The following is a 16,058-nucleotide window of genomic DNA, read 5'->3' on the forward strand; positions in this document are numbered from 1 at the left end:
TAAATACTATTCGATGAACGAAATTTCATTCTCTAAAAAGAAAATTTCGTTATCAATCTTTTCTTTTTCAGCGTCTCTAGTTTCTTCTTTTACTTCTGATTTCAATTCTTCTGAATCAATTAGATCGGAAAGATTTCGAGCAATAGTTACCGGGGTGTTGGCGTAAGCACCGTCTACTACAGTTGAAGTATCATACAGACCACTAACTTTAGATATAGTTCGCAGAATCTGGTCGCCTTTTTTCTCCCATATTTCGCCTTCATCATCAACAGTAAATACAAATGAAGACTCGTAGTAATCACCTCGACTAACCATTTCATACAGATCATTACCTAATGTAGTGTTAGGTACTTCGAATCTATACTTTAGTCCTGTATCATCAACCGATAACTGTAAAGTGCCGCTTGTTGTACGCGCTAACATCTTACTTCTGTCATGGTCGATAGTATGTATTACATTCAGGTTAGGAGAGGCCAGTACGTCATCGAAGGCACCAGGTAAAATGATCTCTGTGAATTCGATCATTCGACCGTTATGATATTCATAAAGTAATTTTGACTCGTTGTTGAAAGTAGCAGCATATCCTTCAATATATCTCTTGCCGTCTTCGTTTTGTTCCGCACGAATGTTTTTGTCTTTAGAGACTATATATCTTTTTTCTTTAATTGCTTTGAGTTTCATTATTATTAGTTGTTGTATTAAAATTATTTGCTGGTGTACCTAATGGCTGATACTGTACTTGCGCATAATACTTATCCATTTCGGGGTTGTCGATTCTTTCTAAATTAAATTCCTTTCTTACTTCATTTGGAGACAGAGCGCCCATGTTGTTTAATGTCTTTGCTACGTTCGCACGTGTGGTCATGTCTGTATCCATTAGCGGTTTGAAGTCAAATTCAATTGTGGCTCCGTTTATTCTTTCTTGGATTGAAAGTAACTTTGCTTCCAACTCGCAACGTATAATATTGCATATACTGCCAAGTACTTGATTTTTGAAATTCAAAGTCTGTTGTTCGAAGTTGGTATAATTTGAATTACTCTTACCTAATAAAAATATAGGTATACCAAATAGCGCAGCGATTGAACTCTCGGTATATCCTGCAATTTCCAAGAAGTTTAGATCACTTGGATTTATTTTCAACTCCTTTAATCTATACATCGGAGGAACAACTAACATTTGTCCAGCATTCGAATATCCCGCTAATTCACCTTGAATTTTTTCTAAGTATTCATCTTTCTTAGCTTTCGTAGTGCTTAGCGCTGTTTCAAAATCAACCTCAAAGTATTTTGTTGAGAAAGTATTGTTAGTAAATAATGTATCTGTTGTCTTTTCAGATTTATACTGCAGGTTGATTTCACTTTTTAAACTTTGAATAGGATTCAATCCATATACACCATCTTTAGACAATAACTTGAAGTGTAAAATTTCACTATGTCTAAAAGGCTTTTCAAATCCTTCAATCAAATACCACATATTCCCACCGACAATTGATATACTCACGTCATCAGGATTAACTAATAGTAATTCTTTCCCGTTGATTATTCCATAGGAATTTCCCATAAAGAATAGTTGTGCGACAACCAGAGACATCCAATTTTGGTAACTGTATATAGATTGAGGTTGGTATCTTAACGAACTATAATAATAATGCTGTTTGTTAATTGTCTTGTTGTTGCCGTTTTCGTTATAGATAACCACAGGCAATCGACTCATGTTGGAGGCAAGAATACTTATACACGTATAGACGGTGCTGATCAATTCAGCCTTGTTTAAGTCGAAATTACCAGTACCAATATTGAACGCTTGGAGTTGTTTGTTTTTTAGAAACTCGTTGCGATCTGGTACGACTATACTCTTTATATCTTTAGCAACTGGAAATAATCTTTGAAATATATTCATTAACAAACGGGTGCTAATTCTCTCCCGTGCTAATAAATACTTATCGGTTACCAATTGTCTAAAAGAGCATTCATTTTATCAAAGTTATCCAGCCAATAGCCAGCCATCGCTATATTTTGCGCAATCCATGCGTCAATCGAATGTCCTTTCTTGTTCTTCTGCAACTGTATATCATTTTTGAAAGATGTGTACAGATTGATATTCCCTGCTTGCCATTTGGTACATAAGTTCTTTTCAATAAAGTATTCACCCGATATTATCTTTCGTTCGAGATATTTTAACGGTTGCGAAAGCGTTCCGATATTTTGAGCTATGGGAATAACATTCAGACCCTTATTCGAAAGACGATGCATAATCTGTTTACTGTTATACCTATCATAGTATATGCCCTGTACTTTGTACTTATTCGAAAGGTCAATCAAAATTTCTTCAACTAGTAATTCATCCAATACAGGAGTTTGACACCTGATCACACATTCAGTTGATGCACTATAATTATAGTCATACATAATAAAGTCTTGGAGGTCTGTTACGAATAACCTACTTAGGTCAATTTCATTTCCTTTGATGAAATTCCTCTCAGCATTTGGCATTATATTGATTGTCTTACAGTAAAATTTGTCATCAACTTCGGCAAGTAATGCTATGGATGTCAAGTCAACGTTGCTTGAAAGGTCAACACCAATCCAACATTTAGAACCTAGAGGGACAAGGTGATTATCTCGTATACTATTGTTAAGTACTTCGTTGTCGATGAATGGGCATTCAAGTCCTACTTCTTTCCAGTAGTTGAGCGTTTCTGTTTTGAAGGTCGCAAGGTTGGAAGGGTATACTTTTGTTTTATTATATTCTTTCTTCAGGTCTTCTATGTTACCCATTAGTTCTATTGAGGGATTTGACTTTCTCCACAATTCAGGTTGTGATAATTCTTTTTCGTCATCCTGTTGAAATATATAGATGAACATTTCGTCGTCTTCGACATCCCCATCCAATATCTTAATACATGGTTGGTACAAGTCTGAAAATCCTTTTGTGTCTTTTGAACTAACCGTTCCGATACTATATTGAATCGGATTCTTTCTAGCACCTGATTTTCTCTTTGCTACATATCTAATATCAAGATCATTATAGAGAAATATTTCATCCAAAATGGAAGCAGATAAGTTAGTCCCTTGAATTTTTTCAGTCTCGTTCGTCAATACCAAAATACTATTGGTGCTCTTTGGTTGCTTGTTGTATACTGTTGAGTGTGTGATGTTAAAAAGTTTTGTAATCGCAGGACTGCTTTCAATAATTTGCTTTGAATAATCCAGTATAAGTTTACTCTGCTTAGTCGTTGGACTGATGATTGCAACGGTAGCGTTTAGCTCCTGATCTGCTAGTACTTCGAGCAAGGCAAGAGTAACAATTAAAGTGCTTTTACCTTGCTTACCTGCACTACTTATAACAGCTTCTTTAGTCACTCTCTCGTCTGTGTCTTTATAGTATAAGCAATAACATGACGCAATAAGAAAGACTTGCCATGGTGCTAGTTGTATTTGCTTTGTTTCGTTTTTGAAAGGTATATTGATGAGGCTGAAGAACTTTAGTATTCGTTTTAATTCATTCTCCCTATAGTCATATTTGTATTTGAATCTATTAAATCGTTCTACCGCTTTACGTTCGAAATGACCTGTTATAGCAGTACCTCCTGTAACGCTATCAATATAGTATTGGAGTTTCTGTATGTGATTGTTAATGTATTCGTCTGCCATTACAGATAAATACTTTCTCTATTGAAATAAAAATGAGGTAGAAACCCGATAGATATATTCACAATTAAATTGTTGGTACTTTGTGAATAACTTTGCATAGGTGGAATATTGAAAACACAGAGATTTGTAAAAAAAAGCTAATGGCCTATATAAAGTTTAAAGACAAGACACTACGGAAGTTTGTCAAGGTACTATATCATCTTATACAAGCTGCGCTGCTGTTAGCTTCATATTTGATTGGGAGAAATCATATTTAGGGGAATATTTTGGAATTTCGATTATTTTTTGTACATTAATAATACAGCACCAACAATTTCGTTAGGTGCGGATTTACAAGATTATGCATCTTGAAACGAAAAACATTAAAAAAAATCAAGCGATATGCATCAGCCGTATCCTATGCCCTCGAACCGATTTGTAAATTAGTTGAAGTTCTTTTAGGCTTAACCTTCTTTATACAGAGCCTCAATTTAATTGTTCATAAACTCGTTGAATGCTTGCATGGGGTCTTGCTCCAATTCATTTGATGCCCGTGCTTTTTCAATTCCTAATTGTTTCAAAATTTGATTGATTGATTTTACAGCATTATGAAATACTCCTACTGAGAAGTTAACTTGATAGTATGGTACTTCTTTGCCAATATTCACCATAGTTCCACGAGTGAGTATATCTGCTTTTGAATCTTCAATTAATTTCAGGTTGAAGATTAAACTATCAATCAGCATGTCATCGGTTTCTTTGTCGTACTGCTTCTTTTTTTTTAGGAGCTTTATAACTCCTGATTTGATGTTTTTTACTTGCTTGTCATCCATGTATATAAATACTGTGAATAGTAGGGGAGTACCAGGTAATTGAAAACTTGCCGTATCTACCGAAAAGATTGGGGCTGTGATTTGGCTAGGAAACTATATTTTAAAATATATTTCCCCCCGTTGACGAAAAATATTTATCTTCCTGAAAATTGTATAAGCGATGAATGAAAAGAATACTAAGTTTCTTGGACTAGATATAAATGACAAGAGAACTCCAATAATACTTGTCAAGATTGTTGTTGCTCTTTGGTTAGTGTGTTGGATATGCGTTTTGCTATACAAGGAGAATTGGACGGAACGTGGACAATTCGGTGATATGTTCGGTGCGGTCAACGCTTTATTTAGCGGTCTTGCCTTTGCGGGTATTATATATACTATCTTATTACAACGTGAAGAACTCAAAGCACAAAGAGAGGAACTTAAATTAAACAGGGAGGAGTTGCAATTAACCAGACAGGAGTTTTCTAGGCAATCGGATACATTCATCAAAGATCAATTTGAAAATACATTCTTTGCATTAATTGAGTTACACGAGGTTATTATATCAAATATAGCTTTAGGAATGGGACATGCTGGTAGATCATATTTGGTTGATTACTTGAATAGTATTCGAAATACTTTAGGTGGAATGACTGATAAGGTTAAGTGCGCTATACTATTTGGAGAGAACTACAGGGATTTTCATAAATCATTTTTAGAACCATATTTCAGAAGCATAAGAGGAATTTTAAAATTTATTGAGAAAGGCGAAATCAAAGATAGAGAATTTTACTATTGGTTATTATACAATCAGTTTACCGATACCGAAAGACTTGTATTGTACTATCAGGCTTCACTTTCTGATGATAGAGAATTGAAACAAATGTATCGCAACGCTGAATATTTTAAGCTTTTAGATGAGTATGCAGATGGAATAAGTAGCCATAGGCATTTTATTAATGATTTCAGAAGGTCAGAAGGATAAACTTTTCAATTAAAGTCACTTAACCAGCTCATATACCCTTCAATCTCTCTCATCTTTTTGTTGTGACCTTCTTGTTTAGTTTTCTTCGAGTGACAACTATGGTCAAGAGATTGAAGGTTATCAAAATCCAGTCTTTTGCTATAGTCTTCTGCAAGAGGTACTTTATGGTCAACGTGGTATGCAGGGGATGTGATGCCGGAAGCCAGACACAATTCACACAACGGTGATTCCAGCAATTTTATCAGCCTTGTTCGTTGCCATTTAGTTGACTGATAAAATTGCTGGAATTTTGCCCTTTGACTAAAAGGATCGATCGGTTTATTTTCTCGTTTTATCCACCACGGGTTTTTCATTTGGATCAAGCCTGAACATAATGTTATTGATTCGGTATAGTGTTACGGCCTTTCGTTTGTTAACACGTTCTTTCGTTTGCTCGATTTGTTTAAGTAGCCTTGATTTATCTTGTTGCATCTAAGTAGTCTTTGTATGTTACCCTGTTGAAATTATTTTTGTCTATTATGAAAACAGCCTCGTATAGCTCTAATGAACGTATCTCTTTTTCTTTATTTGATTTGGAATAGTTATACATATCAGCTGTTGCGTTAAGAATAGAGAAGAATAGTCCTTCCGGCATATTATCATACAGGAAAAATTGATACTGTAAATCAAATATGAAATAGTAGTCGTCATATTCTATTACAAATAGTGTATAGTTACCTGCTTTGTAAGCTTTGTATAAAGTTTCGAACTTTATTCGTTCTAAGAAAGTGTTGTTATATCTACTTGAAAGTATATTTCTCCTTTTAAATTCTCCAATCACATTTTTTGTATCTGCACTTATAAAGTATAGGTCAAAAGCAGCATTAGTAGCAGGATCGGTCGTTACCAATAGCGAATGATTGAAATTATATTGATTAAATAAATTTTTGATTAACATTCTTTCTTCTTGCTGTATGCGAAGAAAGTATTCTTCCCTGCTTTCGTTGTGTGTGTTGCTCATCATATACTGTATAATTATTTATTCTTTGTGGTTGAATGATAATAATTATTTTGGTATTGTCGATTGTAGTCTCGCATACGCTCAATATTTTCTTGATACCATTTTCGATTATATTCAGTTCTTTTTTCTGAATTTATCTTATAATATTCTCTATAATAGGTATTCCTTTGGTTTCTTACATATTCTTTGTGCAATATGTTATAGCGTTCTTTGTCTTCTTTGGAGAAATTCTTTCGCGATAGTCTTGTCAATTGTGCAATACTAACCGAGAAGTATATATCTGGAGTATGTTGTGTTTTATCGATCTTTCCAAAGATATTTTGTAAATCTTGGGAAACATATAAAGTGAAATGAGTGTAATCTTCAATTGTACACTCGAAGGTAATTAGATCGTCTGTGATTGCTTGCTTGCGTATACGCGTAGCCATGATGTTTTCTCTAGTCATAAGTATTTTATTTTATATAAATACTTAATGATTCTTGAAAAGTATATTTACTAGAGATTTTAATTAGAGATTTTTTTAATTAAAAATTACTGCTAACGAAAAAACACGGAGCCTATGTAGGTCGCGTGTTTCTGTATTTTGAGAACCTATGAGATATTTACTGAAAGAATGTCATCATGACCAGTAACAAATACTCTATCAATAATTTGGTCTTGGACCGATTGCCAAAACGTAATTGAGTCTTGTTCTTGCATGTCTACAAATACCATTCGGGATATACTTCTGTTGTTAAGAAATATACCGACAACATCTTGTATTGATCTTCCGCTACTGATGAATATTCTAACCAAAGGACTGGTCATATCAAGAAAAAATATTTCGTCTGGGGTTCCATTTGGGTTGGTGCCTACCATAAACATGGTATTATTATTATCAATTAACACTCTTTGAAACTCTAATCTTATTTCTATCATAATTTATATTGAGTTATGTTTAGTTGCTATTTTCCATTCGTCTTTTTTATAGTCAACGTTTAGGTAATAAGCTACGGCTTGATTTTGTTCGTATTCTCTGACTATATTTTCAGGTATAGTGAATGTTGGAGGTAAGTTTATATGTGATCCTTGTGGGGTTGATATAGTAATTCTAAGTTCTCTAATTCCATCTTTTAGGTATTTTGATATTTCAAGTTGATTGTTTGTTTTGAATGTTACTTCAATTTCTTGTTTTCGTTTACTTGAAAGATTTGAATTTTCGTTTTGTGAAGCGGCCGAATTCCTTTCAGCGGCATTCACGGTTTCGTTTTTATTTGTCATAAAATCTTAATTAAAGTTTTATATACTCCATTTCAGCCGAAACGCTCACCCCTATATCTATATATAGAAATGAGCGTCTCTTGTCGTTATGCTGTGATATACGTAATTAAATGGAAAAAGTTGCGATAACAGGCAACTTTTTTACCCATTTTTATAGAAACCAATAAACTTATGACTAGTATAGATGATGTTCTAAAGGGTGATTTTTCAAATCAAGTATATAAGCTTGATCCGGGATTGACCCAAACCTATTTGTTAAAATATTCTGTCGAGAATAATATCCTGTTGCATTCAATCATAAGAAGGCAATATGAGTTGGAAGAGCTAATTAAGGTTGGAAAAGTCGACGATGGTGAGGTAGATGCTAAATATAACGCGAAAATAAATGAGCTGTTTGAAGCAAGTAAGAAGGAGCTATATAAGATATTAGCTCACATCAGTTCCGTTGGAGAGAAGTAGACATGTATGAGATTTCCACTTGTCAAATTTTGACTATAAAATAAACCGTTTTTTTCTTGAATGGTAAGTTTGACAAGTGGTCAATTCTGCCTTATCTTAGTAGAGTGTGTTGTGATATAGGTGTATATGTATTGGAATATTTTTGCTCCTATATTCATTTTTTTTAGAATACATACGTATTTATATACACAACAAGAATAAAGAAACCTTTTGATATAGTGAGTGATGGTCAGATCAAAAGTGAAGGATATAGAATGCCCTGTAAGGCATTTGAAGCAAAAACCAGAAATACCATCACATTTCTGGTTTTTTGTTTTTAAACTGGTTAGATCTTGAAACTAACTAAATTAGTAATGTTGATTTTGGTTATCTAATTTAAATAGTGTATTTTTGACCCCAAATGAGTTGACATAAGAAGAATTTGAACGAAATAAAGCTACCATATCAGTCACTATATCTTGATTCCTCAGATAAAGGGATGTATCAAGTTTTTCAACTGATTAAGTCTCGTTCGTCCTTAACAAGAAAGCATGGATTTATTACTAGGAAAGAAGTACAGCGTATAGCTGATAGTAACAAAGAATCGAAGTCTAATTTTCTGAGAAAACTTGATAAGCTTGTTGACGCTGGATATATAGTCAAGAATAAGTGGGGTTTTCAATTAACCTCATGGAAGACTATAAATAATAATCTTAAACTTTATAAGTATAAAAAAGATACCAATGGGGAGTTGACAAAAAAGACCTACACCCCATTTGTTAAAGCTGTTTTACCTGAAACTAATGATGTTAAGGTAATAGAAGTAATTATGATGTATTTGCTAATTGTGCAAATCCATAATCAGTACCAATTTCGAGCGAACGGAAGTAAAAGAGATAAACGCAAGCTGCGTCCTAAATTCCCTGAAAACTTTGCGTTGAGTGCTGATAAGATTTGTCAAAGAGGTAACTACAATTCGAAAATGGAAGTTTGGCGATTGCTTAATTTTTTAGAAAATGTAGGGCTTGCTGATATTGATCGAGGTGCAAAAGTAGCTGGTAGTTATAACGAATGTAGTACTATAACACTATATCCATTATACAAGGCTAGTTGGAATAACCTCTATAAATCAAGACGTGCTCCGTCACTAAGGCAACAGATTGAAAGTATACCGAAACCAGTTAAAACTAAAAGAGTGTTATTAAAACCTTCCGAAAAGAAGGTTAAAAAAGTTGTTGAATATAGCTCGGTTGAAAATTTATTATACAAGTGCTTGAACGCAGGAATGCAAGATATACTTGTGGATGAGGATGTGTTGAGTTACGCTTACAAGACAAAGGCTGGTAAAAGGAGAAAAGTTATCAAGTCACAATTTTCTGAGATACTTGTGCATGTTTTGAACGACAAGGATTTGAGAAATATTTTGATGACGGTTTTTAAGCCGGAAAATTTTTTAATTACAGAAAAGGAGGGAAGTTATTTTGATTCCAATCCTGATACCTTCGCCAAGGATCGCTACAAATTTTTTAAATACCATCATGTGCAGTTGGTTGAGGCAGGGGGAAATTTTGAAATCGGAAATTTTTTTTATTCTAGGTCAGATAGAAGGAATGAAATTGCTTTTCGTTTGGCAAAAGGGCCGTTTTTTGCCCCTTATGTCTATAAAGATGGTATATATCAATACTATTATGATAGTTTGGATTATGAGAGGATCATAGAGGAACTATCCAAGTTATCTCTTTAATATGGTAACATATATTGAATAGTTAAAGAAAGGATCAACGATAGTACTGGTTAACGCCAATTGGCTCTCCAAAGGAGTTATTCAGTATCTACTATATATAAATTTCGTACATATAATATAAAAAAGCCCATTATGAACAGAGAACTAATTAAGGAAGAACTTATTCGAAGAATGAGTGGTAAGCGTCATATATATGACGGTTCACATAAGACTAAGATCAGTCCTTTAAGTGCTTTACAAGGTCGACTAGAAAGTACTAAGCCATTTGTAGATGACATGATGAAAACTTTGAACCAAATCCTACACGACAATAATGTAGAGTGGCAAGAGAATGAGAAGGGAGAGTTTATAGAATATATTACGCCTACTATAAAGAAATTAATCAAGGATCAAATGCTGAATAGGTGATTCGTCTGAGATTGATTTATTATCACTATTTTTAATCATATACCAAATATCTAAAGTAATGATTAATCTTAGAGTTTATGCGATCAGCGGTGATGGTGATGAGACTGCTGTATACGAGGCGGTGTCGATAGAAAACGGCTATTTCAAGATCATTAAAAACGGGGACGTTAGAGAGCCGCTTGCGACACAGATGTATGATGCCAAATCGATGGTCAAAATAATTTTCGATGATATTCCCAAACGTGTAGATAAGGAGATTGATCAAAAGAAATACCTTGAAAAGATTCAAGAGATTGCGCGTCTGTGGAAGCAAGGAATATATAGTACATTCTTTACTTATTCATATCTGACAGACACTCCAGAATATCTAAAGGAGTTCAAAGAACGTCTGATAGATTCAATACCGAAACATGAATACCCTCAGGAGATATACTTTGATGAATTTTTGATTCCAATCAATTTTAGCGGTGCTTTCTCGTATGAAGGTGGTTTCTCTAAGGTGAAAAGTTAAAAAAGGAATTCTCCTAGTTCGGAGAATCCCCTTTGTAGACTAGCTCTATAATTTTATCTTGATTCTAATCTTTTTGATCTTAGACGTCAAGATATAGAGCGCTACTATAATGAGCATTTCCATTTCCCTTGTATTATGTTAGGTAAATCCGCTCTAGGGGGAGCTTGCGGAATCATTACCAACACTTTTGAGACAAAATGTTAACCTATCCGCTCCCCTTGAATAGGGTTTCGCATTTGTAATTTCATTCGGCTTTGCTGTAATTGACTGTAATTGGTGGCTTTTGACTCTTTTTGCGTTGCTTTCCTTGTTAGCTAAGATGACTTTGAACGTCTGTTGTTGCTTTAATTGGATTATTCAGCTTTAGTCTTTGAGTGCCTTAAATTGTCTTAATTCGCTTTAGTGGCTTTAATCAGCTTTGATGTTGCAAAGTTATGACAGTTATCATAAAAAGCAAAGACATTAAGTTCAAGATTCACCTAAATTAAAAATGGTCAGAAATGGGTTAGATTATATACCTTTGTGCTAACGAATAGGCGATACGTACAAGCCTAAAAAATGAGTCGGTGGTGATGGATATAGAGTATATCCATAAGTAAATTGATTTAATTCGCTAGGGTGAGGATGCAGGATAAACTTAAGCCTTGTATCTGAGTACGTTATAGAAAACCTTTTTTCAGAATTATCAAAGGAGAAGTCTTTTACGGATAGCCCTGCTTTAATTTTAACTTCTTAATATAAGGTCTTTAATTAATACTTTCTTGTTCTCAATATTCTTTTTGTTGATATAGCTACTTGATAGCTCCGATTGATTTCTGTTTTTGTGGCCGGTGAATAGTGCTATATCTTCATCGGATAGTCTCAACTGATCGTACATAATTGTTCCGAATGTTTTCCTGCACATGTAGGGGTTAAGTATATCTTTGATATGTACCCATTCATTCTTGTCGATTTTTTCCTGTACGCTACGCTTGAAGTCAACTATATAAGCTATAAGCTTTAAATATGCTCTATATTCTTCGTAGTCGGAAACTTTTGATAGATTGTTCTTACTGCGTTTCAAAAGTTCTGCGGTATATACATTAAGTGGATTTGCAACAACATTCTTACCCTTATTTTGATAGAAGCTTATTACTTTTTCAGTTTTTGAATAGTCCCGTAATTCAGTACTGTTATATTCTTCAATACCTCGTTGACCACCAGCCATAGTCATAAAGCAGAATATATCCCTGTACTTATTCAGCTTTTCAATAGTGACTGTTAAACTATCATTACCCACTCGTTTTGCGATTCCTCTGGTGAGCAATTCATCAAATATAGTTTGGTAATGTTTTAGCTTAGATTCCTGAAATTTATATTTGAATAGCTCGTCAAATTCGTCTTTAGTTAGATGGTGTTCAATTCGAGTGCCTTTTTTTACTGTTCCTTTTCGCAGAGCATTAAAGGTTAGATCATCAAGATCAATTACCCGTTCTAGCAATTTTTGTTTTTTCAATTGCTTTACGATCTGCTTGAAGATATGAATCATCTTCTGAAAGGTCTGGTCTTCGTATTGCTTACGCTCTTTGTTGTATTGAAATATAGCGGGATCGTAGTTGAGGGGATCGAAGTTCTTTGTATTTATATTATAGTAACCGTTGGTATTTAGGAATTGAAAGAAGTTTATAGCCCAATCACTATTAAGATACCTAACATCTTCTTTAGGCTTAATCCTTTCTCTATACTCAAATAGTCGAATTACAATTTTACTATAAAACTTGTTGGTAATATCAAGATAGTAGGTACTGGCAAAGAGTTCGAAAATATTGTTCCTATTGAAGTACCCTTGCTTGTAACGTTCTTCGGTAGAGAGGTTTTTGATTGTTTGCTCTATCAGTTGTTTGTTATAGTCTGCTTGCTTGTGAATAACAACGTTCTCCAATTCCTCAAACAATACGGGTTCTGCGGTATCTGCATCTATTTGTATTTCGCTGTTGATGTCATCAATTACGGATTGATCTATTTCAACCGGGCCGATGTTAGAGAATATCTTATCAGTATCAGTTCTATTTGCTTTAGGACTTTCGATTGTAAGAGTAGGGGCGAATTTTTTGCCAAATGCTTTTATGTCTTTTCTGAAATCCTCTTTGTCGATGAAGCCTTGTTCTTTTAATTGCTTTTCTGCTATCCTGTCTATCTCATTTTTTACTGACTTTATAAATAAGTTATAAACTATACTGTTGGCAACATCGAGCTTTATCATGCCCTTGGTTATCTCCGATGAAAGTAAGTATATAGGCTCTTCTTTGATTTGGAGAAATATTTCAAAACGTTCAATCAATTTTCCCCCGCGATATATACGGTTATGTGCCTTTAGTTGCTGCCGGTTATCCTCTTGCCTTTTGTAGCCGTGTAGGATGAAGCTAGTATTTATGGACAGGTCAGAAACCTTGTGTTTGGTTGTCATACAATCAGCAGTCTATTGTATGACAAATATGTGTGACAAATTGTTGTATGACAAGTATTGTATGACAAAAAAATGCTTAAATTAGCCTAAAATCAAACATTTTAAACTTTATGAAAGTCTGTTCGAATCCGCTCGAGACCTCTGAAAGCCTTGAATCTGAAAAGATTCGAGGCTTTTTTATTTCATTGGTAAATTATTTGTAAAACGATATAGGCAATACCATCTGCTACCTAAGCGAATTTAAGAAGTGATGTAAATCCAAGGGGAATATTTGCGTATCCATTTTAATATTGTTTGCTTCATTGCCTCCTAACAACTTAAACTACACAGGATATTATACTATATATACCTCACGTTCTGTTTCGCTTAAGTCTCTTATAGATGAAGGACTATACTAATAGCACCTGATCTGGGAATGAAAAGTGCCTTCACTGGAGAGTATAATGTGATCGTGGACGACTATATCCTGTAAGTGGTACCATTTTGAATTTTGTGAGTAAGTAGTTTATCACGTTCACTATAGACTGTTGATTTCCGCTGGGCCAACATTGGTTCTATTGCGATAAAAGAAACCGTTGATTAATGTCAACGGTTTCTTCTTAAACAAGTATATAGCAATGGCGTTTGTGCTATCCTAGTGCTGGCACAGTTTGGTCAATTCCCTTTATAGTAGCCACCTAAATATTTGACGGGCGACCACGAAGGAATTACCTCCGGTAATTGTGTAGCTAAGCTGCTGTATTTCCCTGTTCCAAATACAACTCTACCGTCCACAATAGTCAATACAGAATTGATGTTTTTTATTTCATCCTCATGTATAGTAAAGTAATCTGAACTCAGCAAAGCAAAATCAGCCAGATTGCCTGGTACAATCTTACCCATCTCATTTTCATGTTGCTCAAACCATGTAGGCCCATAGGTAAATAATCTAAGTGCTTCTTCCCTAGTTAAACGATTGTCTTTTGCTAGTATTTCGGTTCCCGATACCGACTTTCCTGTAACCATCCAGCTAATGCCAATCCATGGATTGTACGTCGAAGCTCTGAATGCGTCAGTAGTCATGGCTAAAGGTATACCACTGTCAACAAGTGCTCTCAATCTTGGCGTTTGCAACGCTTTCTCAAGCCCGTACGTCTTAATGAATCCTTCTCCATGCAGTGCCATTTTTATATCAAGTGAAATACCACCTCCTAATTTTTTTACTCTGGCAATGTTTTCAGGTGTGATCGTTTCAGCATGTTCTATACTCCAGCGCAATCCATCTAGCGGTGTCTTTCTATTTATGTTTTCCAAAGCATCCAGAAATGGTGTAATGTTTTCGTTGTAGCTGATATGCATGCGGAAGGGGATCCTTCTCTTAACAAGCTTGGTTATGTCCTTCTCAATATAATAACGCATTGTGTCCTTATTAATAATAACAGCTGGTCTGTCGAAATTTTCATGGTCATGTAATTCGAGCCTCAACACTTCGCCCGTACCCTGATATTCGTGTCCATGGGCCATGGTTGGATGCATGTTTTCCCCCGGACTTATGGGAGCCTTTTTCAAAATCGCATTAATTTCGGCATCAACCAGAGAGGGACTGCTAACATCACCAAATTGAAGATCGATAAAAGGAATCCTTATGTTCAGTCTATTTTCACGGGCTAGTAAACCTAACGGAGCATGTCCTTGAGGATATGCATCTAGGCTGGCGGCATCTACGGCCGAAGTAATGCCAAAGCGATTCAAGTCATTTATTACGTAGATGAGTGAATTCAACTGTTCTCCTGAATCAGCTTGCGGGACCATATATTCCAGTGAAACGAAAAGAAAAGTGTTGGCTTGTACCACACCTGTATAATTGCCTTTTTTATCTTTTTCAAATTCGGTACCCGGTACGGATGGAAAACGATCTGTGCCCACTCCAAGAGCCTTCATCGCCAATTCATTTAAAAATGCTCTATTGTATGCGTATTGCACGATCACTGGCCTGTTGGGAACAGCTTTTCTAATTTCTTGTATTGTAGGAAAGCGTTTTTCTTTAAACTGGTATGGCGACCATCCACCTATCACTTTTACCCATTGGCCCTCAGGGGTTCGTGTTGCCTGCTCACTGAGCATTTCTAATGCCCGCTTTAAAGTTGGTACACCATCCCATCTTAAAACGTAGTTGTAACTTCTTTCATTCAGAACGTGGGTGTGTGCATCGTTTATACCAGGTATTAAACGTCTGCCACCAGCATCTATTAATTTTGTATTGCTGTCTTTTAAACCGAGAATCTCAGCGTCAGTACCCACAGCATAAATTCGTCCTCTTTTGACCGCGAGTGCTGAGGCTTCGGGTTGGGACAAACTTTGGGCATTGATTTTCGCGTTATATAGAATCAGATCGGCACCGACAAATGGGGCACTCGACTGAGCCTTAAGTGCAAGGGCAAACACTGTTGCCACAAGTACTACCAGTAATTTTTTCATGATTTTTTTGAAATAAATAATGATACAATGTTTTTAAAATTTGTCGTGGTAGGATTATACCTGACATTGTTAATCGGGCCGCGATAGTCATCATCTGCCCTGTTGATAACTTTCTACTTTTTTTCGCTTTCACTGCTTCGGCTTCCTTTAGCCGGAAATACATTTTAGATACTATAAAGAATTCACTTTCCGTTATGCGGACATGGTCAGCTAACACCGCGCGAAATTGCACCACCAGCGAACGCTGTGACGTTGAGAAATGATAAAAAAAAGCATTGACATTTGTCAACGCTTTTTTGAAAGTTAATGATGACTTTCCTTACGAAGTCTAAAATACCTGTTGTTATTTGCTGCTTTAATCAA

16 protein-coding genes are annotated in these 16,058 nt (G+C 35.1%); 5 read left to right on the forward strand and 11 right to left on the reverse strand.

Translation table 11 applies throughout. The features are described from left to right. Positions 1-6: 6 nt before the first annotated feature. From B5Y40_RS06665 to B5Y40_RS06680, 4 genes are all read right to left on the reverse strand, one after another. Positions 7-681, reverse strand: a complete 675-nt coding sequence (locus tag B5Y40_RS06665; protein ID WP_079685899.1) for an HK97 family phage prohead protease — start codon at positions 679-681, stop codon at positions 7-9. Then, on the reverse strand, positions 662-1,900 hold the full coding sequence (locus tag B5Y40_RS06670; protein ID WP_079685900.1) for a phage portal protein: 1,239 nt from the start codon (positions 1,898-1,900) through the stop codon (positions 662-664). Before B5Y40_RS06670 ends, B5Y40_RS06665 begins: the two co-directional genes overlap by 20 nt. Positions 1,901-1,947: 47 nt before the next feature. Further along, the gene (locus tag B5Y40_RS06675) at positions 1,948-3,654 is read right to left on the reverse strand and encodes a terminase TerL endonuclease subunit (RefSeq protein ID WP_079685901.1); all 1,707 of its coding nucleotides are present in this window, start codon (positions 3,652-3,654) and stop codon (positions 1,948-1,950) included. Between the two features lie 470 nt (positions 3,655-4,124). After that, on the reverse strand, positions 4,125-4,466 hold the full coding sequence (locus B5Y40_RS06680) for a hypothetical protein (RefSeq protein WP_079685902.1): 342 nt from the start codon (positions 4,464-4,466) through the stop codon (positions 4,125-4,127). A 160-nt stretch (positions 4,467-4,626) separates the two neighbouring features. Here B5Y40_RS06680 and B5Y40_RS06685 point away from each other — a divergent pair, with 160 nt between their 5' ends. Then, the gene (locus B5Y40_RS06685; RefSeq protein WP_079685903.1) at positions 4,627-5,430 is read left to right on the forward strand and encodes a putative phage abortive infection protein; all 804 of its coding nucleotides are present in this window, start codon (positions 4,627-4,629) and stop codon (positions 5,428-5,430) included. A 5-nt stretch (positions 5,431-5,435) separates the two neighbouring features. On the opposite strand, the gene B5Y40_RS06690 is transcribed toward B5Y40_RS06685, so the two are convergent. The 5 genes from B5Y40_RS06690 to B5Y40_RS06710 form a co-directional block, all read right to left on the reverse strand. Then, on the reverse strand, positions 5,436-5,783 hold the full coding sequence (locus B5Y40_RS06690; RefSeq protein WP_079685904.1) for an HNH endonuclease signature motif containing protein: 348 nt from the start codon (positions 5,781-5,783) through the stop codon (positions 5,436-5,438). 104 nt (positions 5,784-5,887) lie between these two features. Further along, entirely contained in the window at positions 5,888-6,433 is a 546-nt protein-coding gene (locus tag B5Y40_RS06695; RefSeq protein ID WP_079685905.1) for a hypothetical protein, read from the reverse strand. An 11-nt stretch (positions 6,434-6,444) separates the two neighbouring features. Then, complete coding sequence (locus B5Y40_RS06700; RefSeq protein WP_143785642.1) at positions 6,445-6,876, reverse strand: hypothetical protein; 432 nt, start codon at positions 6,874-6,876, stop codon at positions 6,445-6,447. A 146-nt stretch (positions 6,877-7,022) separates the two neighbouring features. Beyond that, the gene (locus B5Y40_RS06705) at positions 7,023-7,349 is read right to left on the reverse strand and encodes a hypothetical protein (protein ID WP_079685907.1); all 327 of its coding nucleotides are present in this window, start codon (positions 7,347-7,349) and stop codon (positions 7,023-7,025) included. 3 nt (positions 7,350-7,352) lie between these two features. Next, the gene (locus tag B5Y40_RS06710) at positions 7,353-7,691 is read right to left on the reverse strand and encodes a hypothetical protein (RefSeq protein WP_079685908.1); all 339 of its coding nucleotides are present in this window, start codon (positions 7,689-7,691) and stop codon (positions 7,353-7,355) included. 171 nt (positions 7,692-7,862) lie between these two features. Between B5Y40_RS06710 and B5Y40_RS06715 the strand changes: the two genes are divergently transcribed. The 4 genes from B5Y40_RS06715 (at position 7,863) to B5Y40_RS06730 (ending at position 10,792) form a co-directional block, all read left to right on the forward strand. Continuing rightward, on the forward strand, positions 7,863-8,150 hold the full coding sequence (locus tag B5Y40_RS06715) for a hypothetical protein (protein WP_079685909.1): 288 nt from the start codon (positions 7,863-7,865) through the stop codon (positions 8,148-8,150). A gap of 421 nt (positions 8,151-8,571) precedes the next feature. Further along, positions 8,572-9,873, forward strand: a complete 1,302-nt coding sequence (locus tag B5Y40_RS06720; protein WP_079685910.1) for a hypothetical protein — start codon at positions 8,572-8,574, stop codon at positions 9,871-9,873. Positions 9,874-10,005: 132 nt separating this feature from the next. Next, positions 10,006-10,281 (forward strand): hypothetical protein, encoded by a 276-nt coding sequence (locus tag B5Y40_RS06725; RefSeq protein WP_079685911.1) that lies wholly within the window; start codon positions 10,006-10,008, stop codon positions 10,279-10,281. Positions 10,282-10,339: 58 nt separating this feature from the next. Next, entirely contained in the window at positions 10,340-10,792 is a 453-nt protein-coding gene (locus B5Y40_RS06730) for a hypothetical protein (protein ID WP_079685912.1), read from the forward strand. Between the two features lie 724 nt (positions 10,793-11,516). On the opposite strand, the gene B5Y40_RS06735 is transcribed toward B5Y40_RS06730, so the two are convergent. Next, the gene (locus B5Y40_RS06735; protein ID WP_079685913.1) at positions 11,517-13,238 is read right to left on the reverse strand and encodes a hypothetical protein; all 1,722 of its coding nucleotides are present in this window, start codon (positions 13,236-13,238) and stop codon (positions 11,517-11,519) included. A 654-nt stretch (positions 13,239-13,892) separates the two neighbouring features. Next, the gene (locus B5Y40_RS06740; protein ID WP_221408874.1) at positions 13,893-15,695 is read right to left on the reverse strand and encodes an amidohydrolase; all 1,803 of its coding nucleotides are present in this window, start codon (positions 15,693-15,695) and stop codon (positions 13,893-13,895) included. Positions 15,696-16,058 lie beyond the last annotated feature (363 nt).

This window comes from Ohtaekwangia koreensis (assembly GCF_900167975.1).
GTDB classification, from domain to species: domain Bacteria; phylum Bacteroidota; class Bacteroidia; order Cytophagales; family Cyclobacteriaceae; genus Ohtaekwangia; species Ohtaekwangia koreensis.